Raw genomic sequence first — 22,262 nt, 5'->3', positions numbered from 1 at the left:
AAGGTAAGTTGCCACTATTTCATGCGGAAAAATGACCTCAAGTATAGAATTGTGTCCTTTAATGCGGTCAATTCAAGCAAAAAACCGGCACAGCCATTGCCGTATCACGAATCAGGACCCGAATTATGGTCCTGCCGGAAATTGAAAATTCGTCCTAACGAAGTCCGTCAGAAGTTGATCTCTCGTGCGGACTTTTCAGAAGGAGGGCAGGAAATGACAAAGATCCAGAATGTTGAGCGCAATCTGACGACACAATTTTATGTAACTGACGACTGTAACGGCTGCGGATTATGCAGGAACCTGGCGCCCGACTTCTTCGACTACGTGGAGTATGCTTATTCATATTTCATCACGCACCAGCCGCGTACCGAATCGGAAGTTGCACTCCTGAGAGACGCGCAGGAGCTATGCGTACTGGACGCGATCAGGGAAACCGCCGATCAGGTTGGTGAAAGGATCGCTTGATGTTCGAAATACTTAGCAAGGACGTTCTAGCAAAGGCAATAACCAAATTTACTATACATGCTCCCTTCGTCGCTAGAAAACACAAAGCGGGTAATTTCGTCATCATCCGTGTGAACGAACATGGAGAAAGAATCCCTCTCACGATAGTTGATTCGGATGCAAAGGCTGGTACGATAACAATAATTGTCCAGACAATAGGGAAGACCACGAAGTTATTGAGTCTCCAGAAAGTTGGCGATTACTTGCTTGATGTGGCGGGTCCGCTGGGAAATCCGACTCCAATACACCGGTTCGGAACCGTTATCTGCATAGGTGGTGGCGTGGGCACCGCGGAAGTCTATCCGATAGCACGCGCGCTGAAGAACGCCGGGAACAAACTTGTCACGATCGTCGGCGCAAGATCGAAAGATCTTGTCATCCTGGAAAACGAGCTGAAGGAAATCTCCGACGAATTCTTCGTCACGACGGATGACGGCTCGTACGGCACGAAAGGACTTGTGACGTTGGCTCTCGATACTTATCTGAAAAAAGATCCTGACGTGAAAGGCGTTTACGCTATTGGTCCTATTATAATGATGAAAGCTGTTTCAGATTTTACGAAGCCGATCGGAATCAAGACATATGTCAGCTTAAATCCCATCATGATGGATGGAACAGGAATGTGCGGAGCGTGCCGCGTGACGATCGGGAAGGAGACAAAGTTCGCTTGTGTCGATGGCCCCGAATTCGAAGGTCATGAAGTTGATTTCGACGAGCTCATCACCCGCAACCGGTCATACATGGAGCTGGAAAGGATCTCGCTCGAGAAATTCGATGCGGATCTGGCAGCGGGAGATGGAGTTTCCGAAGACAGGAGAGCAGCAAATGCCTAATACTCTGAAGCCTTCGGAAAGATTGAAAATCCCCCGACAGACTCCCATCGAGCAGGACGCGGATATACGCAGAAAAAATTTCAAGGAAGTTTCTTTTGGTTTTGACGAAAGTCTTGTTTCACAAGAGGTGCTTAGGTGCATCGATTGCAAAGAGCCGCTCTGTGTTACCGGTTGTCCGGTCCATATCGACATTCCCGCTTTCATAAAGCTTGTCGTTGAAAAGGACTATTTCGGAGCGGCGAAGAAGATAAAAGAGAAGGACTATCTTCCCGCGGTGACCGGCAGGGTCTGTCCGCAAGAATCTCAGTGCGAAGCAGTCTGCCCGATCGGAAAGAAACATCTTCCTGTCGCCATCGGAAAGATAGAGAGGTTCGTGGCGGACTACGAACGCCTTCACGGGGCGTCGAACGGGTTTACAGTCGAGAACAAACGTAAGGAAAAAGTCGCAGTTGTTGGGTCGGGTCCTGCTGGACTCACTTGCGCGGCTGAGCTAGCGAAGCTCGGGTACAATGTGACAATCTATGAAGCGCTCCATGCAGCGGGCGGGGTTCTTAGATACGGCATACCAGAATTCAGACTTCCCAAAGTAATTCTCGATCAAGAAATTGAGAACGTCAAGAAACTCGGAGTGGAGATAATTACAAATTTTGTGATCGGCAGGACCGCCACTGTAGACGAGCTCATGGACGATTTGGGATTTGATGCGGTGTTCCTTGGAACAGGTGCGGGCACGCCGAATTTCCTAGGCATTCCTGGTGAAAACTTCCCAGGCGTATTTTCAGCAAGTGAATTCCTCACCCGTGTAAACTTCATGATGGGATACGATTTCCCGAACTACGACACGCCGGTGAAAATTGGGAAACGAATCGCAGTCATCGGAGGCGGCAACACGGCGATGGATGCCGTAAGAACTGCAAACCGGCTTGGAGCCGAGAAAGCTTACCTTGTTTATCGGCGGAGCAGAGAAGAGATGCCTGCCCGCGACGAGGAAATCCACCATGCAGAAGAAGAGGGAATTGAGTTCCACATCCTCACGAACCCGATCCGCATAATGCAGGGTGAGAACAAGTGGGTCAAGGCGATGGAATGTGTCAAGATGGAGCTCGGCGAGCCGGACGAATCGGGACGGAGGAAGCCTGTGGTAATTCAAGGATCGAATTTCATAATGGACGTGGACACGGTCATTCTCGCCATCGGACAGAGGCCCAATCCAATACTGCAGGCCACAACGCCGGGATTGAATATGTCCAAGCGTGGGACTGTAGTTGTGGACGATTCGTGCAAGACAAGTCGGGAGAGCGTATTTGCCGGTGGCGATCTCTCGCGCGGCGGAGCAACCGTTATACTCGCCATGGAAGACGGCCAACGATCCGCGGCGGCCATCCACGAGTACCTGGAGAAGGCAAATGTCAAAAGTCAGGGGCCAAAAGTTCAAGCCAGCGGTCAGAATTAATTCCAGATGGATCAGACATCCCGGTCTTGACCTTTGTCTATTGAAATTTTGAGGTTAAAACATGAACATCGGCATACCGAACGAATCATCCAAACACGAGAACCGAGTCGCGCTCACGCCGTCGGCAGTCGCCACGCTGACTCAACTTGGGCATCCGGTTTACGTGGAGTCGCAGGCGGGCATAGCGAGCAGGTTCACCGATGAAATGTACAGGCACTCGGGCGGCACGATAGCTTACGCCAAAGAAGAGATTTTCCGAAGATGCGAGCTCGTTTGCGGGGTGGAGCCGCCTACACCCGAAGAGGTGGAACTTATGGAGCCCGGCAAAACGAGTCTGAGTTTTGTCAATCTCCCCGTCGCGCGGCCGCAGTTTATTGAAGCGATCCTGCAGAATCGAATCAACACGATCGGCGCTGAACTGATCGAGTCGGATGACGGCGATCGTCCGGTGATACATTCGATGAGCGAGATCGCCGGCCAACTTTCGATCTTCATCGCAGCCAGATGTCTTCAAAGCGGCGATCTCGGGAGAGGAATTATCCTCGGCGGGATCGCCGGGGTCGCGCCGGCAGCGGTCGTCATCCTGGGAGCGGGAGTCGTCGGGACCGAGGCTGCCCGGACAGCAGCCGGTCTCGGGGCGCAAGTGATCGTGCTCGATAGAGATCTCGCCCGATTGAGGGAGGTTGACCGCCTACTGTCGAAGCGCGTTTCGACTGCGCTTGCAACACCGGTCAATGTCAAGAAGAGCGCGGCGTACGCCGATGTCCTTATCGGCGCTGTGTTCACGAAGGGAGAACGGACGCCGCATATCGTCACCGAAGAAATGGTGAAGTCCATGAAGCCTGGCGCCGTTATAATCGATGTGTCTATCGATCAGGGAGGATGTGTTGAGACGAGTCGGCCTACGACGATAGAGAATCCTACATTCCTGGCGTATGACGTCATACACTACTGCGTCCCGAACATTACCGCGACGGTGGCGCGCACTGCGACTTATTCGTTGACAAACACCACTCTGCACTACATCATTGAAATAGCACAGAAGGGAATCGTCAGAGCTCTGAAGGAAAATCGGAGCCTGGGACGTGCGGTCTGCAGCTTCGGTGGGAAGTGCACACAAAAACTTATTACAGAAATCTTCGGGGGCAAATACCTTCCGATAGAAAGTCTCCTGAGCTGATGGGCTGGATAGAGACATACAATAGCAAAGTCGCCACAGCCGCAGAAGCTCTGTCACTCGTAAAGTCGGGTGACAAGATCTACGTGCATCCCGGCTGCGCCGCACCGGAGGTTCTTATCGACGCGATGGTCACGAGAGCGAATGAACTCGAAAATTGTGAAGTGCTCCATATCCTGAGCCTCGGCAGAGCGATGTACGCGCGGCCGGAGATGGTCGCCCACTTCAGGCATACCGCCCTCTTTATCGGCAAGAACACGCGCGATGCCGTCAATTCCGGTCGTGCCGATTTCGTCCCCGTATTCTTATCTGAAATCCCCAGACTTTTTTATTCGGGCCAAATAAAGATCGACGTTGCTTTAATCCATGTTTCCCCTCCGGATGAGCACGGGTTCTGCAGCTTCGGCGTCGGAGTCGATACCACAAAGGCGGCAACAGAAGTCGCACGCACTGTCATCGCCCAGGTTAACCGGAATATGCCGCGCACCTTAGGAGACAGTTTCATACACGTCAGTAAGCTTCACAAGATTGTCGAGGCCGACGCCCAGATCATGGAGTTGCCGCAAGTGGAACCGGACGCGTCCGTAGAAGAAGGGAAAGTCTTCGAAAAGATTGGCGCGAACATCGCCGAATTGATCGAGGACGAATCTACCCTTCAGTTAGGTATTGGAAAAATACCGGATGCTGTTTTGATGTCGCTCGGGGGAAAGAAGGACCTCGGCGTCCATTCCGAAATGTTTTCGGACGGCGTGATAAAGCTCGTGGAGAGCGGCGTAATTACAAACGAAAAGAAAACTCTTCATCCGGGGAAGATGGTCGCGAGTTTTGTCCTCGGTTGTAGAAAGCTTTTTGATTTTATCGACAATAATCCGATTATCGAATTTCATCCTTCAAATTATGTGAATGATCCCTTCGTAATAAGTCAGAACCGGAAAATGGTCGCGATAAACTCGGCGATCCAGATCGACCTGACAGGTCAGGTGTGTGCGGACTCGATCGGGTACAACTTCTACAGCGGCTTCGGCGGTCAGGTGGATTTCTTGCGCGGAGCGGCGAGGTCCGAGGGCGGAAAACCTATCGTCGCCTTGCCTTCTACGGCAAAGGGCGGAACCGTTTCCAGAATTGCCGTTCATCTTGCCGAGGGCGCGGGCGTCACGACCTCAAGGGGCGACGTGCATCTCGTTGCAACGGAATTCGGAGTGGCGGACCTTCACGGCAAGAAGATAAGCGAACGAGTCAAGTCTTTGATCGGCATAGCTCATCCGAAGTTCAGAGATGAACTTACATGTTTCGCCAAACAGCGGTCGTGGATTTGAACAGAGTTTATTTTAGGGCAGAAATGATGCTCTATTTTATTCCGCAGAAAGGGAGTATCTATGACTACGGGCAAGTTATTGAAGATCGGAGATGTAGCTAGAAGGCTAGGAGTAGCCGTTTCGACCATTCGGAAGTACGAGGCTTCGGGAATAGTACTGCCGATCAGAACTGTCGGGAAACATCGCATGTTCTCCGAGGATGATGCTTACTGGCTTGCGGCTGTGAGAGACATGATAACCCACAAAGGGATGACTCTAGAGGCTATAAAGAGAATGATCGCGATTGTCCCATGCTGGGCGATGCAGGGGTGCTCCCCGGAGGAGAGGGTGAAATGTCCGGCGTATACGGATGACTCAGCGCCATGTTGGACCCTCGAATGTGTGAAGCGAGGCCGTACTACTGCCGACTGCCGGACTTGTTATTTCTACAAGAGCGTTACCCACTGCAAAAGTATTAAAGCTCTCGTTTCAGAGTATCTGGGCCCGTCCGGGAATTAGTCACGCGCAAATCCTCGGGCCCGCGTTGGTAATATCTGTGAGCTATTTCATCCAGATTTCTTACCGGGCGATTCTCAACCTGCGCTCAGCGATATTTTCAGAAGAATATTCCTCGGCTCTCCCCATGCTTCTCCGCTGAAGAACGATCCCTTCAACAGATACTCATGATTCAAGATGTTATTTACGAAGAACTCCGGTTTTATGCTGTAGCTTCCGATGAAAAAGGTTTTTCCCAAAGAGCCGTTCAAGATAAAATGCGGAGAGACATGTCCGTTGTTAAGTCCGTTCGTGAGTCCGCTTCCGTATGAGCCGATGAGTCCGGCAAAGGAATTGTCGTTCGTAAGATTCAATCCGACAGTATAGGTGATTCTCTGATCGTGGTCGAGATCGAACGCGGTGGTCGGCGGCAAAGCCGGCAGGAATCCTCCGCTTGTTTTGCCGTCACCCTCTGCATGGCTCAAAGCAATGTTAAAGAATCCGGAAAATGGTCCAGCAGGATGGTAATCGAGGCCTAACTCGACACCCCGCACAAAGATATTCTGGATATTGACAGCCGTCTCTAAGTTTGTCCCGGGAATCGTGTTGTCGTCCATACCTGGATTTTCAGAAGTGTAGTATCCGACCAGCTTGGAGGACAGCGAATTAGTTAATGCCTGTGTGATTCCCGCCTCGACATAATTACCTCTCACGGCTTTCGTCGGGGCAGAGATGGTTCCCGATGAGCCGGTGATCTCCCTCAATTGTTCCGCGAGGACCGGCACAAAGATTCTTCCATAGTAAACGTACGTTGTAGTTGAAAAATCCGGGAGGTAAGTCAGTTTTATTTTTGGCGAGACTTGTGATTCCTGACCGATGCCCTTTGCATAATGTTGATCGTACCTTATCCCGGCGCTGAGTTGTAAAACCGGCAGCGGCTGAAATTGAGACTGTGCATAAATTCCAAAATCGTAACCGCGGAGATTCTCAGAAGATTGCGGACCTGAACTGTTTCCGTTGAAAGCACTGAAGTCCTCGTTGCCGGTTGTGTAATAAAGCGCCGATCCACCTTTGATGCTCAACTCGTCTTCCGGACGGATTGTGACGTCGGTCTTGGCTCCATACACATCAAATTTCCTGGTCTCTGAAATGTTAAAGGCTGTACTATCTCCGGCGAAATAAAATGACGGCACATCATTTTCTCCCGGAGAGTATGATAACGATCCCCGCCTGTGTGTAAGTCCAAGGAAGAAGTCGCCCTCGTTTCCGCTGGACCCGAATCCATGACGGAAGATCAGATCCTGGAACCCGTCCGATTCCTGTTGATTGTCATTCGCGTTGATCCCGCCAGTCGAATCATACGGGACCTGGAAGGTAGACTTGCTCTGATCAATGTCCAGAGCGATTATGTCGTCGGGTGAAAGAATGTATTGTATCTTTCCAAGTCCGAAAAGGTCTTCGCCGTGATCGTGGAAAATGTCGGGAAGCGGTGTGTCTATTCTCCTGTCTGTGATTTTCCTGGAGCCGGCCAGGAAGTAAGCGAAATTGCCCGTGTGTCCTGTGAACGACAGCGACTGCCCGGATGAATTGAAGCTTCCTACATATCCGGAGGCTCCAGCGTTGAAGGAGGTCGCCGGTATTTTTGTCCTGACATCTATTATTGCCAGCGCGTCGGAATATTCCGCCGGTAGATCACCTACGAGAAATGATATCCTGTCGATCACTCTCGGGTCGAACAATTCGGTCATACCTTCGCTTTGAGTTTCGGGAACGGGCAGCCCGTCAACATTGTATGAATACTCTGCATGTTGGCCTCTGATGTGCACCTCGCCTGATGGGGCCTGGACTGCGCCGGGGAGGTTCTGCTGGATGATCGTCGACGGTAGACTTGTCGGTGTGGTGTGATACGTGGCTTCCTGAAAGACTGGCGCGCTCGTCGCGATGTCAAGTCTCTGTTGCCGGGGTTTTTCATTCGCCGCCGCTGTCACGGTCACCTCCTGAAGAGTAATGTCCGATGACTCCAGCGGAAAATCGAATTGATAATGCCTGGCAGTCAGAGTTGTATCTAATAGCGCTCTCTTGAAACCGAGCGTGCTTGCCTGAATCGTATAATGGTCGGGGGGAAGGTTTTTGATCTGGAAATTTCCAAGTTCATCGGTCGTCGTTCCCGTGACTACCGACATTCCCTTCAACACTACGACTTCCGCGTACGCTATCGGGTGCCCGTCCGTTTTCTCCGTGACCTTTCCGCTTATCGACGCCCGGTTTGGCAGATCAGTAGGGGCGGCAAGCAAGACAAAGGGAGCGAGCGAAAATAAGCCTGCAATTCGAATTAATGTGCTGAACATTAAGATTCCTTCTCCAGGAGAATGTTATTGGAAATGAATTTGGCGAAAGAAGCTGGATTACGCCTGAGGAGGAGCGCGGGCGAAAAGTCGGCGGGAGGTATCCGAAGAGATCCGGCCGGGGATCGAGAATCTGAGGAATGAGAATGATTCCGGGGAAGTGAAGTCTTGTTCCAGAACGGGAGTGCTGGCAGTAGACTGCGCGAAATTGTGCGCAGGGCAGACGAAGCTGTCGTCGTTGCTTCCAAGGTTCTGGGTTGATATGGCACCGGGCAGGAAGGACAGTCTGCTTCCGAGCGGAACACAATCCTTATGGGAAAAGGGGAAGGTCGCCGTTATAAAGGCGTAGACAATGAGTATCGCTTTCGCGAATGTCCTTCTCTTTTCTATCGACATACTACAACTTAGTTCGTTCCATTTACTATCTCAAATTACAGACGCAAAAAAACCCAAATAAGTTCCACAGTGATTGCCTTTGGCGATTTGCGGGCAGAAAAGAGCTCAGATTCTCGAGAGAGCCTGTTTCAAGTCGTTTATGAGATCGTCCGCGTCCTCGACTCCTACCGAAAGCCTAATCAATGTATCATCTAGTCCCGATTGAAGTCGGACTTTTCTGGGCAGCGAGGAGTGAGTCATGGAGGCGGGATGCTCAATGAGCGATTCCACTCCGCCTAGACTTTCCGCGAGTGCAAAGAGCCTGGTATGAGTTGTAAGCTTCTTCGCGATGGCCATCTTGTCGTTCTTGAGAGTGAACGAAACCATCCCGCCATAGCCGCTCATTTGTCTCTCCGCCACGTCGTGGTTCGGGTGGGTCCTGAAGCCGGGGAAGTTCACGTGTTTGACTTTCGGATGGCTGGCAAGAAACTCTGCGACCTTCGCCGCATTTTCGCAGTGTCGCTGCATTCGGAGGTGAAGGGTCTTTGTACCTCGGAGCGCGAGAAAACAGTCGAACGGACCCGGCACGGCGCCGCTTGACTTCTGTATGAATAGGAGCTTTTCCGCGAGTCCCGCATCGTTTGTTACTGCTGCGCCAAGGATGACATCCGAGTGACCGCCAAGATATTTAGTAGCACTGTGTACCACGATGTCGGCGCCAAGCGTGAGCGGTTTCTGCAGATAAGGAGTCGCGAACGTATTATCCACGGCAGTCATGATCTTCTTGCTTCGCGCAATCTTTGTTATTCCCTCTATATCGACGATCCTCAGCAGAGGATTCGTAGGCGTCTCGATCCAGATCATCTTTGTATTCGGCTTCAGCGCTTGAGTGACATTGTCGGGACGGCCCATGTCGATGAAATCGAATTTCAAACCGAATTGTTCAAAAACTTTAGTGAAGAGCCTGTACGTCCCGCCGTACAAATCATTGCCCGCGATTACGTGGTCGCCGGAACTAAGAAGCTTGGTGACTGCGTCAATTGCCGCCATTCCGGAAGCAAACGCGGCGCAAAAACTTCCGCCTTCGAGTGCCGCGAGATTGGCTTCGAGCGCGGTCCTCGTCGGGTTGCCCGCCCGGGAGTAATCGTACCCTTTGTGAACTGTGGGTTCGGACTGAACATATGTCGAGGTCTGGTAGATCGGCGTCATCACAGCTCCCGTGGCGCTGTCAGGTTCTTGTCCGGCGTGAATCGCGATGGTAGCGAACTTCATTATCTCTCCGTTTATTCGGCTGAATTCTGAGTCAGCGCGTACATCAAATCTGATTTTGTCAATATATCGAGCGTTTTGTCGTCGTGCTCCACGATGACAGCGGCCGCTTCCTTGTCGAGAGTCTTGTACAAGCTTTCGATCGAAATCTTGTCCTTCACAATAGGGAATGGCTTGTCCAGGAACTCTCTGACTTTGTGCCCGCGCAAACCCGGATTTGAAACAAGTGTCGATAGAACTTTGTTCTCCGTAAGGCTCCCGACGAGAGAACCGTTCTCGATTACCGGAAGCTGCGAGACCGCATTCTCCTGCATGAGCGAAATAGCCTCCACAAGTGTTGCCTCAGTTCCGACAGTGATTAATCCTCGCTTTGCTTTCCTGCGGGCCGTTATGTCACCTGCCGATAGTTTTAATTTTGGCTCGAGATACTGGTTCTCTTTCATCCAGTTATCGTTGTAAAGTTTCGACAGATATCTCGAACCGTGATCCGGAATTATCGTCACGATAATATCCTCTTCTGAAAGCCCCTGCGCGATCTTTAGCGCAACGTGAATGACTGAGCCAGCCGATCCACCGGCGAATACTCCTTCCTTGCGAGCGAGGAGCCGAGTAGCGAGAAATGATTCCTTGTCTGATACTGTAATTACGTCGTCGATATTTGTGAAATCCATTATCTTCGGCATGGAGTCCTGCCCGATTCCCTCAACCTTATATGGATGGCTTGTAGGAAGTTCTCCCGTGCGGAAGTAATCCGCGTATATACTTCCCTCCGGATCCACACCAATCACATTGACCCTCTTGTTCTTCTCCTTGAGATATTTCGCCACTCCTACTATCGTACCGCCGGTGCCAACGCCGCACACGAAATGAGTGATCTTGCCTTCTGTCTGCTCCCATATCTCTGGACCTGTCGTTTCATAGTGCGCCTGAGGATTACCCGGATTGTCATACTGGTTCGGGAAATATGAGTTGGGTATTTCGTGGTTCAGGCGATGTGCGACGGAATGATAACTTCTCGGGTCGTCCGGCTCGACGGCCGTAGGCGTTACGATTACTTCGGCGCCGAATGCGCGGAGCAGGTCGATCTTCTCCTGGCTCATCTTGTCGGGCATCGTGAAGATGCATTTGTACCCCTTCATCGCCGCGACCAGTGCAAGTCCCATTCCCGTGTTCCCGGACGTGCCTTCGATGATCGTGCCGCCCGGTTTCAAAATGCCGTTCCGCTCAGCTTCCTCGATCATTGTCAGCCCGATCCTGTCTTTCACGGAGCCGCCAGGATTCAGATACTCCAACTTTGCGAGAAGGATCGGTTTGATCCCGGGCGCGAGTCGGGATAGTCTCAACATCGGAGTGTTGCCGACTACTTCAAGAATTGAATTGTACCACATCTGATGTACTTTGGTTGATTTCAGATTCGTTAGTTAACCATGAATAGGTATTAAGTGAAATGGTGAACAGGGTAGAGATCGGTTCAACCTGCTTGTCCTGACCTGTATTTTCGAGCGTCTATTTCTTCCGACAATGTCAGATGAACCGTTGTTCAGGTTCGAAGCCTGCGGCTTTGATTGACCTCTTGATCTGATTTAGGTTGAAGCCGGAAAAATGTTTGGTTCCGGCAGCGCTCACTACGTTCTCTTCTATCATGAGACTTCCGAAGTCGTCTGCACCGAATTGTAGACCGATCTGAGCAACCTTCAGCCCCTGGGTTACCCAGCTTACCTGGATCGAATCGACATTGTCGACCATGAGTCTGGAGATTGCTAGAGTCTTGAGATAGTCGAAAGCAGAAGATTTCTCTCTCAGGTTATCGTGGTTCTCTGCCAGCTCGGTATTTCTCGGTTGGAAGGTCCAGGGTATGAAGGCAGTGAACCCACCGGTCTTGTCCTGGAGCTCCCGCACGACGATCATATGCTGGAGCCGGTCTTCATAACTCTCTACATGGCCGAACATCATGGTCGCTGTAGTCTTCAGCCCGAGCCGGTGCGCTTCGTTCATCACTCCGAGCCACTCGTCAGACGTGCATTTTTTCGGAGCGATTTTATCGCGGACATCGTCGACCAGTATTTCAGCGCCGCCACCTGGGATGGAATCGAGACCCGCGTCTATCAGTCTCTTTATCACTTCTCTGGTCTTGAGTCCGTTCTCGCGTGCGATGAAAACGATTTCCTCCGGCGACAGGGCATGCAGCCAGATTCTATAATTTGATTTTATAAATCTGAAAAGGTCCTCGTAATAATCCATCCTGAGTTCCGGGTTCAACCCTCCCTGGAGCAGGATCCTGGTCCCACCAAGATCGATAGTCTCCTGGATTTTATTTCCGAGCGCTTCATTCGAAAGTGTGTAACTTTTCTTCTCGTCTCCCACCTTGGCGTAAAATGCGCAGAACGTGCACTCGGTAACGCATACGTTCGTGTAGTTGATGTTTCGATCTATTATATAAGTCACCACAGGCTTCGGGTGTTTCTTCCTGCGGACACTATCCGCCATCATGCCGATCACCAACAGATCGTTGGAATCAAACAGCTCCAATCCGTCCTGCAGACTGAGCCTTTCTCCGTCGCGCACTTTTTCAAAAATGTGTTTCAGCATTTTTCTCTTCTAAAATTCGCAATAAACCGCAAAAGATTCAACGTTGAGGAAGCAGCAGAGGTTGCTCGTTTTCAGTGCTACATCAAATGTCTGCGCTTGCCGCATGTGACGGCGACACGCATCTACCTTGTCGGATCCGCTCGCCGAGTGTATAGGGAACTACTACCTCCGGCGGACTTCAGGGGCTGGAACGAGATGCCCTGTCGCTTCTTGATCACAAATTTTTAAATGAGGCTGCATCCCGCACCGGCAAAGCGCTCTGGTGCGCAGGTCTGTAGCGGGACAATCTTGAACGAAGACGCTTCGCGAGATTCATCATTGCGGCCGCCAAAACATTAACGCCGGACAGACCTCCGGAGTTCAGCACTAACGAGGAATACGTCGACTTCGCGAGATGTTTTGGAACTTCAGCGTGCGGTTGTTAAATTTTGCCACAAAGCGTATGAAGAAATGAGAGCATTGATCCCCGTTGCAGGGGTGGGAACACGTCTGCGTCCACACACTTTCACTCTGCCCAAAGTCCTGCTTAATGTCGGAGGCAAACCAATCGTTGGTCATATCGTCGACAAACTGGTGAAGATTGGCGTCAAGGACATCTCGGTTGTCGTCGGATACATGGGTGACATGGTAGAAGATTACCTTCGCGGGAAGTACAAAGCGAATTTCAAGTTTATTTATCAGGAGGAACGACTCGGACTTGGGCATGCGGCCTATGTTGCCCTCTCCAAAGAACAATCGAATGAACCACTTCTGATCATTCTTGGTGACACAGTCTTTGATGTAGATCTTGACCAGATAACGAAAAGCGAATACTCGTGTATCGGTGTTAAGAGAGTCAACGATCCAAGAAGATTCGGTGTCGCGGAGACCGTAGACGGAAGAGTCACAAAGCTGGTCGAAAAGCCGGATCAGCCCACTTCAAATCTCGCTATGGTCGGCTTGTATTATATAAAAGATCCCGGGACGCTGTACAGTGCGCTTAAGGAAATTGTGGAGAAAGACATAAGGACCAAAGGGGAGTACCAGCTCACAGATGCACTTCAGTTAATGTTGAATCGCGGAGAGAGGATCAATTATTTCGAAGTAGAGGGTTGGTACGATTGCGGGAAACCCGAAACTCTGCTCGAGACGAACCGACATTTGCTGAAGAAGACTAACCATTTCAAGAGCCGTAAGGACGTGGTGATAATCCCGCCGGTTTATATCGCAGATTCCGCAAAGATAGTACATTCGGTTATTGGTCCCGACGCGACAATAGATTCCGACGTAAGCATAGAAGATTCTCTAATCCGCGACTCCATCATTGGTTCAGGGGCTTCGATTCAGAAATCTCTGTTGGAAGGATCGATAGTCGGACAAAACGCGCAGCTCAAGGGAAGTTTCAAGCGGGTGAATGCCGGCGATTCTACCGAAATAGATTTGTTTTAGAAATTTACTGGAGACGAAATGTACAAATTGTTCACATCGGAATCTGTCACTGAAGGTCACCCGGACAAAATATGCGACCAGATTTCCGATGCCGTATTAGACAAACACCTTGCCATCGAACCCGAATCGCGGGTTGCATGCGAAACTTATGTAACCACCGGTCTTGTCGTCATCGGCGGTGAAGTGACAACGACTGAAGAAGCCAAAGCGAAAATCGACGTCGCCGACATCGCGCGAGGCGTGATAGAACGGATCGGGTACATTCACAGCAGCTATAAATTTGATGCTTACTCGTGCGGCATAATAAATGTCATGCATTCTCAATCGGTCGACATCAGCCGTGGAGTCGATCGTGGAGGAGCCGGTGACCAGGGGATGATGTTCGGTTACGCTTGCTCGCAGACGGATGAGTTCATGCCTCTTCCAATCGCGCTTGCGCACAGGCTGACCCGTCGGCTGGCAGAGGTGAGAAAGAAGGGAGACAGCTCCCCGATGAAGTACCTCCGGCCCGATGGAAAGAGCCAGGTCACCGTCGCGTACCATGAAGGTGGTATAATAACTGCCGAAACGATCGTGGTTTCAACTCAGCACGATCCGGAGCCGAAGGGAGTTAACGAGAAGAAATGGCAAGAGAAGATAGCTGACGACGTGAAGAAATATATCATCAGAGAAGCAATTCCCGAGAAATGGCTGACAAAGGATACTAAGTATTACATCAACCCGACCGGTCGTTTCGAAATCGGCGGGCCTCACGGCGACACCGGACTAACCGGAAGAAAGATCATTGTCGACACTTACGGCGGATATGCGCCGCATGGAGGCGGAGCATTTTCCGGCAAAGATCCGTCGAAGGTTGACAGGAGCGGGGCATACGCCGCGCGCTATCTCGCGAAGAACATCGTTGCCGCCGGACTCGCCAAAGAATGTATGATCCAGCTTGCGTATGCCATCGGCGTTGCGGAACCCGTCTCGGTCCTCGTCGACACACGGGGAACGTCTGCCGGAGTCTCGGATGATGAGCTCGGTCGAGTTTTAAGACGGGTCATGGATCTTACTCCCAGCGGAATCACGAAACATCTTAATTTGCGAAGGCCCATTTTCGAAAAGACTGCCGCATACGGACACTTCGGAAGGAACGAAAAAGATTTCACCTGGGAGAAAACCGATCTGGTCAAGGCGCTCCAAAAAGAAGTGAAGTAATAGAATTCCAATCACTGATTGAAAACTCATGGAGAAGATTATCAATGGATGAGGTGAAAGGGCTATATAAAGTCCGGGATATTTCCTTAGCAAGCGAGGGCAAAAAGAGGATTGCGTGGGCTGAATCAAGAATGCCTGTCCTGATGGCGTTGAAGGAAAAGTACAGCTCCTCGAAACCCTTCAAAGGATTCAAGATTGCGGGATGTCTTCACGTTACAAAAGAAACCGCCGTACTCGTGAAGACTTTTGTTGCGTGCGGCGCGCAGGTAAGCTGGAGCGGCTGCAATCCTCTATCAACTCAGGACTCAGTCGCGGCAGCGCTCGCCTCTGACGAGATCTCAATTTTTGCGTGGCACGGAATGTCGGTGAAGGAGTTCTATTGGGCGATCGACGAGACGATAAAGATGAAGCCGGACCTGACTCTGGATGATGGAGCCGACTTGATATTCACGCTGCATAAAAAGTACCCGGAGCTTGCGGCCTCGGCGATTGTGGGCGGGACTGAGGAGACAACGACAGGAGTACATCGTCTTCGAGCGATGGCGGCCGACGGGGCGCTGAAATATCCCGTCATCGCGGTCAATGATGCCGAGACGAAATGGGATTTCGATAATGTGTATGGAACCGGCCAGTCGACGCTCGACGGCATACTCAGGGCGACGAGCGTTCTGCTCGCCGGAAAGAATATTGTGGTCGCCGGCTTTGGACATTGCGGCAAAGGTGTTGCGCTTAGAGCAAAAGGACTCGGCGCTAATGTGATAGTTACGGAAGTAAAACCCACCGCCGCATTAAAGGCGACACTCGAAGGCTTTCGAGTCATGACAATGGACGACGCTGCGAAAATCGGAGACGTGTTCGTGACCGCAACCGGTGTAAAGGATATCGTCGTCGACCGGCACTTCGAGAAGATGAAGGACGGGGCGATAGTCTGTAATACGGGCCACTACGACTGCGAGTTGAACCTTGTCCATTTGAAGGGGATGACCAAGAAGGTCCAGGAAATTCGGCCCAACAACGAAGAGTATCTGCTGAAAGACGGCAGGCGTATTTACGTGCTGGCACAGGGCCGCCTCGTGAACCTCGCCGCAGCAGAAGGGCACCCGTCGGAGGTGATGGATATGTCGTTTGCCAACCAGTTCATGGCCCAACTCAGGCTCGCTGAATTACACAAGAAAGGAAAGCGGCTCGAGAATACGGTACACGATATTTCCCCCAAGCAGGATCAGGAGATCGCAATGGTGAAACTGAAGACGATGGGAATCAAAATAGACAAGCTGACTCCTGAACAGGTGAAGTATCAAACGGATTACAGCTCCGGTACCTGAGTAGATTCCTCTGTTCTATATAAAGGCTGTTCCTTTGAATAGGGGGACGGCCTTTTCTTTTTCATTTGGATGATCGGAAATCTGAGATGACTTTCGTTTCTCATGAGCCTTATAAAAGCTGCCGGGCATGAAGACCCTCGAAGTTGATTCGCTTGACATTCCTGAACTTGAACCGTACCGAACTATGAGACGGACGATCGAACATAGGGAAAGGGATATATTCGTAGCCGAGGGTGAAAAAGTAGTGAGACGTCTCATCGAGAGCGATCTGCGTGTGTGTTCCGTCCTTCTCACGCCGGAATGGTTCGGGGCGTATCGCGGCCTGCTGAAAGAAAGATCCATCGAGCAGGGAATCTTCATCGCGAACAAAGCTGTCCTTGAAAAGATTGTTGGATACGGACTTCACCAGGGAATCATGGCGATCGGTAGGGTTCCTGAGAACATAGATTTGAAAAGTGCCATAATGGAAATTCCGCGGCCGGCGCTCGTTGTAGCTCTTGATGGGATTGCCAATTCTGAAAACATGGGCGTCATCGTCAGGAACTCTGCAGCATTCGGAGCTCACATACTTATTTCAGGAGAAACCTCATGCGATCCCTATCTCAGACGCTCCGTAAGAAACTCGATGGGGACAGTGTTCAAGCTCCCTATGCTGAAGGTCGCTTCTCTCCGCGACGAGCTTGTCTGGCTTCGGGATGAAGCATCGTACAACATCATTGCCGCTCATCCGCGAAGTGATTCAATCGACCTCGAGAAAGTTGATTTCACGCATGACTCATGCGTCGTCTTCGGAGGTGAGGGCGGAGGAATATCGACGGCGGTTCTTGATATTTGTGATGTGCGAGCAACAGTTAGAATGTCAAACTCAATCGACTCCATTAACGTGGCAAGTTCAGTCGCGGTCGTGCTGCACGAGGTGGATCGTCAGCGGTGCAACGTTCAGCGGTAAGGAATCATCGGAGCTAACTTCGCTCGATCTCGATGTTCAACATACTCATGTATTGTACGGCGTGAATGAGGCAGAGTGCCTCCGGTTATCCGCCCGAACCGCGAAATCAGCCCGAATGAACGCCTGAAGCTGGCACACCCGTTGTCTTAATTGGCTAGGAACGTGACGGGGCAATCAATGTCCAGCGCGATTCCCCGGTTAAGGAAAATAAGGAGTTAGGAAATGTGTTTAGCCGTGCCAGGCAAAGTCGAGAGCATCTCACCTGATCCTTCCGGAATGGCGATGGGCAAGATCGATTTCGGAGGAGTCAAGAAGGAAGTGTGCCTTGCTTATGTTCCCGAGGTGAAAATTGGTGACTATGTAATTGTGCATGTCGGATTCGCGATAAGTATAGTTGACGAAACGGAAGCCGCGCGCGTCTTCGAATATTTGAAGCAGATCGACGATTTGAAAGAGATTGATCACGACAGTATTTAGTCTTCGTCTGAGACTTTTTGAGCGGGGGAATTGATGCACGAGTTATCGATTGCCGAAAACATTGTAAACATCGTCAGGGAGAATGTTGACGGCAATGCTTCGGGGAAAGTCAAAGTCGTTCGCGTTAAAGTCGGAGAGTTGGCCGGGGTGATACCTGAGTCCCTCGAGTTTTGTTTCAATGCGATCATTGGCGGTACTCCTCTCGAAGGCGCGAGGCTTTTCCTTGAACGAACCCGGCTCACAGCCCGCTGCTCGAGTTGCGGTAAGGACTCCGAGATAAGGGACTTCACGTTTCTGTGTGCGGCCTGTGGCAGCACTGATTTGGAAGTCATTACCGGTGACGAGCTTCAGGTTATGGAAATCGAAGTTGAGAATGATTGGGGGAAATCATTATGAGCGTAGTGACGATCGAGAGAAAGGTTCTCCAGAAAAACGACGAACTTGCGGCACAAAACAGGAGAGCGATCGAATCGAAAGGAATATTTGCCATAAATCTGGTCAGTTCTCCGGGCTCCGGGAAGACGAGTGTGCTTGAGCGGACGCTTGAGTTCATCAAGGGAGAGGTAGGGATCGCGGTGATTGAGGGCGATGTCCAGACGGATTTCGACGCTCAGAGAGTCGCGAAGTTCGGTGTCCCGGTAGTGCAAATTGTAACCAACGGCGGATGTCATCTTGATGCGAAGCTTGTCGCGGATGCGCTGTCCAAACTCAATCTGGATGGCGTGAGAATTCTCGTAATCGAGAATGTCGGTAATCTCGTTTGCCCTGCGGGATATGATCTCGGTGAAGCAATGAAAGTAGTTGTCGCGAGTACGACGGAAGGTGATGACAAGCCGCTCAAGTATCCGGCCATGTTCCGGAACGCTTCTGTCCTTCTAATCAACAAGATTGACCTTCTCCCGTATGTAAATTGTAATATCGAACATCTGAAGAGGAATGCGCTTCAGATAAACCCCAAGCTTGTTGTATTTGAAATTTCCTGTACGACCGGGGCCGGAATTTCTGATTGGACTCACTGGCTTCTCGAGAAAACGGGAAAGATTTGAGTAAGCGGCTTCACATTTCTTTGCACGGTGCCGTGCAGGGAGTCGGGTTCAGACCATTTGTATACAGGCTGGCAAATGAAATGAGATTGTCGGGTTGGGTGCTCAACTCATCTCAGGGAGTCTTCATCGAGGTCGAAGGAGAACAGCCGGACCTCGATCGTTTTCTTGTGCATCTCAACTCCGACAAACCTCCTCGATCATACGTACAGGGAATGGAAACGACCGTCCTTGACCCGTGCGGTTACAGCGGCTTCGAGATCAGGGAAAGTGATGATGCCGGGGAAAAATCAGTCTTTGTCCTCCCTGACATAGCGACTTGTCCCGACTGCTTGAAAGAAATTTCAGATCCGAAAGATAGACGATACCGGTACCCGTTCACGAACTGCACAAACTGCGGCCCACGGTTCAGCATTATAAGATCGCTTCCTTACGATCGGTCAAACACGACCATGAGCAAGTTTCAAATGTGCGATGATTGCCGCAGAGAATTTCAGGATCCGTCAGATAGACGTTTCCATGCGCAGCCGAATGCTTGCCCCAAATGTGGTCCTCATCTCGACCTCCGTGACAACGCAGGAGAAATAGTGGCGTCGTACCATGATGCATTGCTTGGTGCTGCGAGGGCCGTTCGACGCGGCGAAGTTTTGGCTCTTAAAGGGATTGGAGGTTACCAGCTCATCGCGGATGCCGGGAATGACGAGGCGGTGCGCATTCTGCGGGCGCGTAAGAACAGGGAAGAAAAACCGTTCGCACTTATGTTTCCAGATATCGAAACTCTGAATCGTTATTGCGACATCTCAGAACTTGAAGAATCGCTGGTCAAATCTCCAGAAGCGCCAATCGTACTTCTGAGACGGAAGAAAAGATCGGGCAGCTCAATCCCATCGTCAGATGAATTGATTTCAGAACTGGTAGCACCTCGCAATCCTTATCTTGGTGGAATGTTGCCGTATTCTCCGGTTCATCATATTCTCATGCAGGAACTTGGCTTCCCGGTGGTCGCCACGAGCGGAAACATTTCGGAAGAACCGATATGTACAGATGACACTGAAGCCTTCGCAAAACTCAGCAGGATTGCCGATTTGTTTTTAGTTCATGACAGGCCAATTGAGCGCCATGTGGACGATTCGGTCGCGAGGATTGTCGGGGGTCGCGTACAGCTTGTTCGCCGGGCACGCGGATTCGCGCCTTTCCCGCTCGATGTCCAAAAGGAAACGAAGATATCTGTACTTGCAGTCGGAGGACATCTCAAGAATACAATCGCTCTAAATTCCGGTAAGAATGTTTTTGTCAGCCAGCATATTGGTGACCTCACGACAAAGGAAGCAACTTCGGCTTTCCACAAAGTCATTTCGGATTTCGAGAATCTATTCGAAAAATTACCGGCTGTGATCGTTCACGACAATCATCCCGATTACTTCTCAACGCGGTATGCCATTGACCAGAGCCAGCGCAATATCGGGGTTCAACATCACCTCGCGCATATTGCGGGATGCATGGCTGAAAACAGGATCGTTGGGAATGTTCTCGGCGTTTCCTGGGACGGGACGGGTTACGGCGACGACAGGACGGTTTGGGGAGGAGAATTCTTTTTGACAAACGGAAAAGATTATCGGCGTATCGGTACGTTCAAATCCTTTCGACTCCCTGGCGGCGACACGGCGGTAAAGGAGCCTCGCAGAAGCGCGCTCGGAGTTTTGAACGAGATTTACGGCCCATCATTGTCGGAGATGCATTCTCTGAGTCCCGTTATGTCTTTCTCGGCAAATGAGCTGGGCATTCTCTTGAAGATGCTTTCGTCCGGATTGAATTCTCCTATCACGTCAAGTGTCGGAAGGCTATTCGATGCAGCGTCGTCGATTCTCGGACTCCGCCAGCGCGTGAGCTTCGAGGGCCAGGGAGCTATGGAACTTGAATTCGCCTGCGACGGCGTGTCATCTGATGAATCGTATCCTTTGTCTGTTGAACAAAGATCATCGGATGCAACTTCCAATGGTCTGTTAGTGATAGATTGGCGCGAGATGGTAAAAGCTATCATTTCTGATTTAGATGCGAATGTTCCTGTAGGATTGATCTCAGTGAAATTTCATAATTCACTTGTAAATGCAATTATAGAAATCGCGAAACGTGTCGGTGAAAACAAAGTCATAATGTCGGGCGGCTGTTTTCAGAACAAGTACCTCACTGAACGTGCCATCGTTACTCTTGCTCAGGAAGGATTCAGCCCGTACTGGAATCAGAGGATACCACCTAACGACGGCGGAATTTCGTTCGGACAAATTGCGTACGCGATGGAAATCCTGACTGATGATACGGGCGGGATTATGGAGCCGCCACACGGTGACAATGCCGAATCGACAATCGAGAGACAGACTGAATCGTCTGGAGTAGCGGAAACGAAATGAAGTTCCTGGACGAATACAGAGACGGCCCTACGGCAAAGAAATACGCCTGGATGATTTCCGAATTGACTACCCAGGATTGGACAATCATGGAGATTTGCGGCGGGCAGACTCACGCAATTGTGAAATTCGGCATTGATACTCTACTGCCAAACAAAATCACTCTCGTTCATGGACCCGGCTGTCCTGTCTGCGTTACGCCTGTGGAGACAATTGACAGGGCAGTAGCGATTGCCGCGCGTCGGGATGTAATCTTCACCTCTTTCGGCGACATGCTTCGCGTCCCCGGCTCTAATAAAGACCTCCTCACGATCAAGTCTGAGGGAGGGGACGTGAGAATCGTATACTCTCCTCTCGATGCTCTCAGAATCGCGGGGCAGAACCCCGCAAAGTCGGTCGTGTTCTTCGCGGTGGGATTCGAGACAACCGCCCCGGCGAACGCGATGGCGGTTTGGCAGGCAAGACAACATGCGATAAAGAATTTCTCAATTCTCTCGTCACATGTGCTGGTGCCTCCTGCAATTGAAGCAATTCTTTCCGCTCCCTCGAACCGGGTTCAGGCGTTTCTCGCGGCTGGGCATGTCTGCGCGGTGACAGGTTTTGAAAGCTATTTTCCGATTGCTCGAAAATATAGGACGCCCATCGTCGTCACAGGATTTGAACCTGTTGATATTCTACAGGGCCTATATCTCGCCGTGAAACAACTGGAAGAGGGAAGGGTCGACGTTGAGAACCAGTATTCTCGCGCTGTGAGAAGAGAAGGGAATAGAGAAGCTATGGAGCTCATCGGAAAAGTATTCGAAGTGAGCGACAGGAAATGGCGCGGGATCGGAACGATTCCACATAGCGGGTGGACGTTAAGGGCTGATTTTGCCCGACACGATGCTGAGAAAATATATGAAGTAGAAAAGATCGAGACGAAAGAATCTGTAGTCTGCATCTCAGGAGAAATTATGCGCGGGATGAAGAAGCCGCAAGATTGTCCGGCGTTCGGAGCGGAATGCAAACCTGAAAAGCCGCTCGGTGCACCTATGGTTTCGTCGGAAGGCGCATGTGCAGCATATTACCACTACGGCAGGATCAAATTGTGATTATAGCAT

19 protein-coding genes are annotated in these 22,262 nt (G+C 50.9%); 15 read left to right on the top strand and 4 right to left on the bottom strand.

Going from position 1 to position 22,262, the window contains the following annotated elements:
- The first annotated feature begins 213 nt into the window (after window positions 1-213).
- The 5 genes from VIS48_00290 to VIS48_00270 all read left to right on the top strand — a co-directional run bounded on the left by VIS48_00290 (window position 214) and on the right by VIS48_00270 (window position 5,283).
- Entirely contained in the window at window positions 214-465 is a 252-nt protein-coding gene (locus VIS48_00290) for a ferredoxin (GenBank protein ID HEY9164580.1), read from the top strand.
- The gene (locus VIS48_00285; GenBank protein HEY9164579.1) at window positions 465-1,337 is read left to right on the top strand and encodes a sulfide/dihydroorotate dehydrogenase-like FAD/NAD-binding protein; all 873 of its coding nucleotides are present in this window, start codon (window positions 465-467) and stop codon (window positions 1,335-1,337) included. The genes VIS48_00290 and VIS48_00285 overlap by 1 nt, the downstream gene beginning before the upstream one ends.
- Entirely contained in the window at window positions 1,330-2,790 is a 1,461-nt protein-coding gene (gene gltA / locus VIS48_00280) for an NADPH-dependent glutamate synthase (protein ID HEY9164578.1), read from the top strand. Before VIS48_00285 ends, gltA begins: the two co-directional genes overlap by 8 nt.
- Window positions 2,791-2,851: 61 nt before the next feature.
- Window positions 2,852-3,970, top strand: coding sequence for an alanine dehydrogenase (locus VIS48_00275; GenBank protein HEY9164577.1), 1,119 nt, complete (start codon window positions 2,852-2,854; stop codon window positions 3,968-3,970).
- On the top strand, window positions 3,970-5,283 hold the full coding sequence (locus VIS48_00270; GenBank protein ID HEY9164576.1) for an acetyl-CoA hydrolase/transferase C-terminal domain-containing protein: 1,314 nt from the start codon (window positions 3,970-3,972) through the stop codon (window positions 5,281-5,283). Before VIS48_00275 ends, VIS48_00270 begins: the two co-directional genes overlap by 1 nt.
- A 572-nt stretch (window positions 5,284-5,855) precedes the next feature.
- Here the strand turns inward: VIS48_00270 and VIS48_00265 are convergent.
- Window positions 5,856-8,105: a TonB-dependent receptor gene (locus tag VIS48_00265; protein ID HEY9164575.1), complete on the bottom strand. Its 2,250-nt coding sequence runs from the start codon at window positions 8,103-8,105 to the stop codon at window positions 5,856-5,858.
- Between the two features lie 157 nt (window positions 8,106-8,262).
- Between VIS48_00265 and VIS48_00260 the strand changes: the two genes are divergently transcribed.
- On the top strand, window positions 8,263-8,451 hold the full coding sequence (locus VIS48_00260) for a hypothetical protein (protein HEY9164574.1): 189 nt from the start codon (window positions 8,263-8,265) through the stop codon (window positions 8,449-8,451).
- 152 nt (window positions 8,452-8,603) lie between these two features.
- Here VIS48_00260 and VIS48_00255 read toward each other — a convergent pair whose 3' ends face one another.
- From VIS48_00255 to mqnC, 3 genes are all read right to left on the bottom strand, one after another.
- On the bottom strand, window positions 8,604-9,749 hold the full coding sequence (locus VIS48_00255; protein HEY9164573.1) for a cystathionine gamma-synthase: 1,146 nt from the start codon (window positions 9,747-9,749) through the stop codon (window positions 8,604-8,606).
- 11 nt (window positions 9,750-9,760) lie between these two features.
- The gene (locus tag VIS48_00250) at window positions 9,761-11,134 is read right to left on the bottom strand and encodes a cystathionine beta-synthase (protein ID HEY9164572.1); all 1,374 of its coding nucleotides are present in this window, start codon (window positions 11,132-11,134) and stop codon (window positions 9,761-9,763) included.
- 136 nt (window positions 11,135-11,270) lie between these two features.
- Window positions 11,271-12,335, bottom strand: coding sequence for a cyclic dehypoxanthinyl futalosine synthase (mqnC, locus tag VIS48_00245; protein ID HEY9164571.1), 1,065 nt, complete (start codon window positions 12,333-12,335; stop codon window positions 11,271-11,273).
- 450 nt (window positions 12,336-12,785) lie between these two features.
- Between mqnC and VIS48_00240 the strand changes: the two genes are divergently transcribed.
- The 9 genes from VIS48_00240 to hypD all read left to right on the top strand — a co-directional run bounded on the left by VIS48_00240 (window position 12,786) and on the right by hypD (window position 22,253).
- The gene (locus tag VIS48_00240; protein ID HEY9164570.1) at window positions 12,786-13,763 is read left to right on the top strand and encodes a sugar phosphate nucleotidyltransferase; all 978 of its coding nucleotides are present in this window, start codon (window positions 12,786-12,788) and stop codon (window positions 13,761-13,763) included.
- Between the two features lie 18 nt (window positions 13,764-13,781).
- The gene (metK, locus tag VIS48_00235; protein ID HEY9164569.1) at window positions 13,782-14,963 is read left to right on the top strand and encodes a methionine adenosyltransferase; all 1,182 of its coding nucleotides are present in this window, start codon (window positions 13,782-13,784) and stop codon (window positions 14,961-14,963) included.
- A gap of 44 nt (window positions 14,964-15,007) precedes the next feature.
- Window positions 15,008-16,288: an adenosylhomocysteinase gene (locus VIS48_00230; protein ID HEY9164568.1), complete on the top strand. Its 1,281-nt coding sequence runs from the start codon at window positions 15,008-15,010 to the stop codon at window positions 16,286-16,288.
- A 127-nt stretch (window positions 16,289-16,415) separates the two neighbouring features.
- The gene (locus VIS48_00225; GenBank protein ID HEY9164567.1) at window positions 16,416-17,237 is read left to right on the top strand and encodes an RNA methyltransferase; all 822 of its coding nucleotides are present in this window, start codon (window positions 16,416-16,418) and stop codon (window positions 17,235-17,237) included.
- A gap of 222 nt (window positions 17,238-17,459) precedes the next feature.
- Window positions 17,460-17,714: a HypC/HybG/HupF family hydrogenase formation chaperone gene (locus tag VIS48_00220; protein ID HEY9164566.1), complete on the top strand. Its 255-nt coding sequence runs from the start codon at window positions 17,460-17,462 to the stop codon at window positions 17,712-17,714.
- A 33-nt stretch (window positions 17,715-17,747) separates the two neighbouring features.
- Window positions 17,748-18,110 (top strand): hydrogenase maturation nickel metallochaperone HypA, encoded by a 363-nt coding sequence (hypA, locus tag VIS48_00215; GenBank protein ID HEY9164565.1) that lies wholly within the window; start codon window positions 17,748-17,750, stop codon window positions 18,108-18,110.
- On the top strand, window positions 18,107-18,760 hold the full coding sequence (gene hypB / locus VIS48_00210) for a hydrogenase nickel incorporation protein HypB (GenBank protein ID HEY9164564.1): 654 nt from the start codon (window positions 18,107-18,109) through the stop codon (window positions 18,758-18,760). The genes hypA and hypB overlap by 4 nt, the downstream gene beginning before the upstream one ends.
- Window positions 18,757-21,165, top strand: a complete 2,409-nt coding sequence (gene hypF / locus VIS48_00205; protein HEY9164563.1) for a carbamoyltransferase HypF — start codon at window positions 18,757-18,759, stop codon at window positions 21,163-21,165. Before hypB ends, hypF begins: the two co-directional genes overlap by 4 nt.
- A complete protein-coding gene (gene hypD, locus VIS48_00200) occupies window positions 21,162-22,253 on the top strand; it encodes a hydrogenase formation protein HypD (protein HEY9164562.1) in 1,092 nt (363 codons plus the stop codon). Before hypF ends, hypD begins: the two co-directional genes overlap by 4 nt.
- The last annotated feature ends 9 nt before the right edge of the window (window positions 22,254-22,262 follow it).

The sequence above is a fragment of the Candidatus Kryptoniota bacterium genome, from assembly GCA_036567965.1.
GTDB lineage: Bacteria > Bacteroidota > Ignavibacteria > Kryptoniales > JAKASW01 > JAKASW01.
This window is presented reverse-complemented; position numbering and strand designations above follow the sequence as displayed.

What these genes read in the sequence shown, in the direction of transcription:
- VIS48_00290 (HEY9164580.1), top strand. Translation starts at nt 214, where the DNA reads ATGACAAAGATCCAGAATGTTGAGCGCAATCTGACGACACAATTTTAT.
- VIS48_00285 (HEY9164579.1), top strand. Translation starts at nt 465, where the DNA reads ATGTTCGAAATACTTAGCAAGGACGTTCTAGCAAAGGCAATAACCAAA.
- gltA (HEY9164578.1), top strand. Translation starts at nt 1,330, where the DNA reads ATGCCTAATACTCTGAAGCCTTCGGAAAGATTGAAAATCCCCCGACAG.
- VIS48_00275 (HEY9164577.1), top strand. Translation starts at nt 2,852, where the DNA reads ATGAACATCGGCATACCGAACGAATCATCCAAACACGAGAACCGAGTC.
- VIS48_00270 (HEY9164576.1), top strand. Translation starts at nt 3,970, where the DNA reads ATGGGCTGGATAGAGACATACAATAGCAAAGTCGCCACAGCCGCAGAA.
- VIS48_00265 (HEY9164575.1), bottom strand. Translation starts at nt 8,105, where the DNA reads ATGTTCAGCACATTAATTCGAATTGCAGGCTTATTTTCGCTCGCTCCC.
- VIS48_00255 (HEY9164573.1), bottom strand. Translation starts at nt 9,749, where the DNA reads ATGAAGTTCGCTACCATCGCGATTCACGCCGGACAAGAACCTGACAGC.
- VIS48_00250 (HEY9164572.1), bottom strand. Translation starts at nt 11,134, where the DNA reads ATGTGGTACAATTCAATTCTTGAAGTAGTCGGCAACACTCCGATGTTG.
- mqnC (HEY9164571.1), bottom strand. Translation starts at nt 12,335, where the DNA reads ATGCTGAAACACATTTTTGAAAAAGTGCGCGACGGAGAAAGGCTCAGT.
- VIS48_00240 (HEY9164570.1), top strand. Translation starts at nt 12,786, where the DNA reads ATGAGAGCATTGATCCCCGTTGCAGGGGTGGGAACACGTCTGCGTCCA.
- metK (HEY9164569.1), top strand. Translation starts at nt 13,782, where the DNA reads ATGTACAAATTGTTCACATCGGAATCTGTCACTGAAGGTCACCCGGAC.
- VIS48_00230 (HEY9164568.1), top strand. Translation starts at nt 15,008, where the DNA reads ATGGATGAGGTGAAAGGGCTATATAAAGTCCGGGATATTTCCTTAGCA.
- VIS48_00225 (HEY9164567.1), top strand. Translation starts at nt 16,416, where the DNA reads ATGAAGACCCTCGAAGTTGATTCGCTTGACATTCCTGAACTTGAACCG.
- VIS48_00220 (HEY9164566.1), top strand. Translation starts at nt 17,460, where the DNA reads ATGTGTTTAGCCGTGCCAGGCAAAGTCGAGAGCATCTCACCTGATCCT.
- hypA (HEY9164565.1), top strand. Translation starts at nt 17,748, where the DNA reads ATGCACGAGTTATCGATTGCCGAAAACATTGTAAACATCGTCAGGGAG.
- hypB (HEY9164564.1), top strand. Translation starts at nt 18,107, where the DNA reads ATGAGCGTAGTGACGATCGAGAGAAAGGTTCTCCAGAAAAACGACGAA.
- hypD (HEY9164562.1), top strand. Translation starts at nt 21,162, where the DNA reads ATGAAGTTCCTGGACGAATACAGAGACGGCCCTACGGCAAAGAAATAC.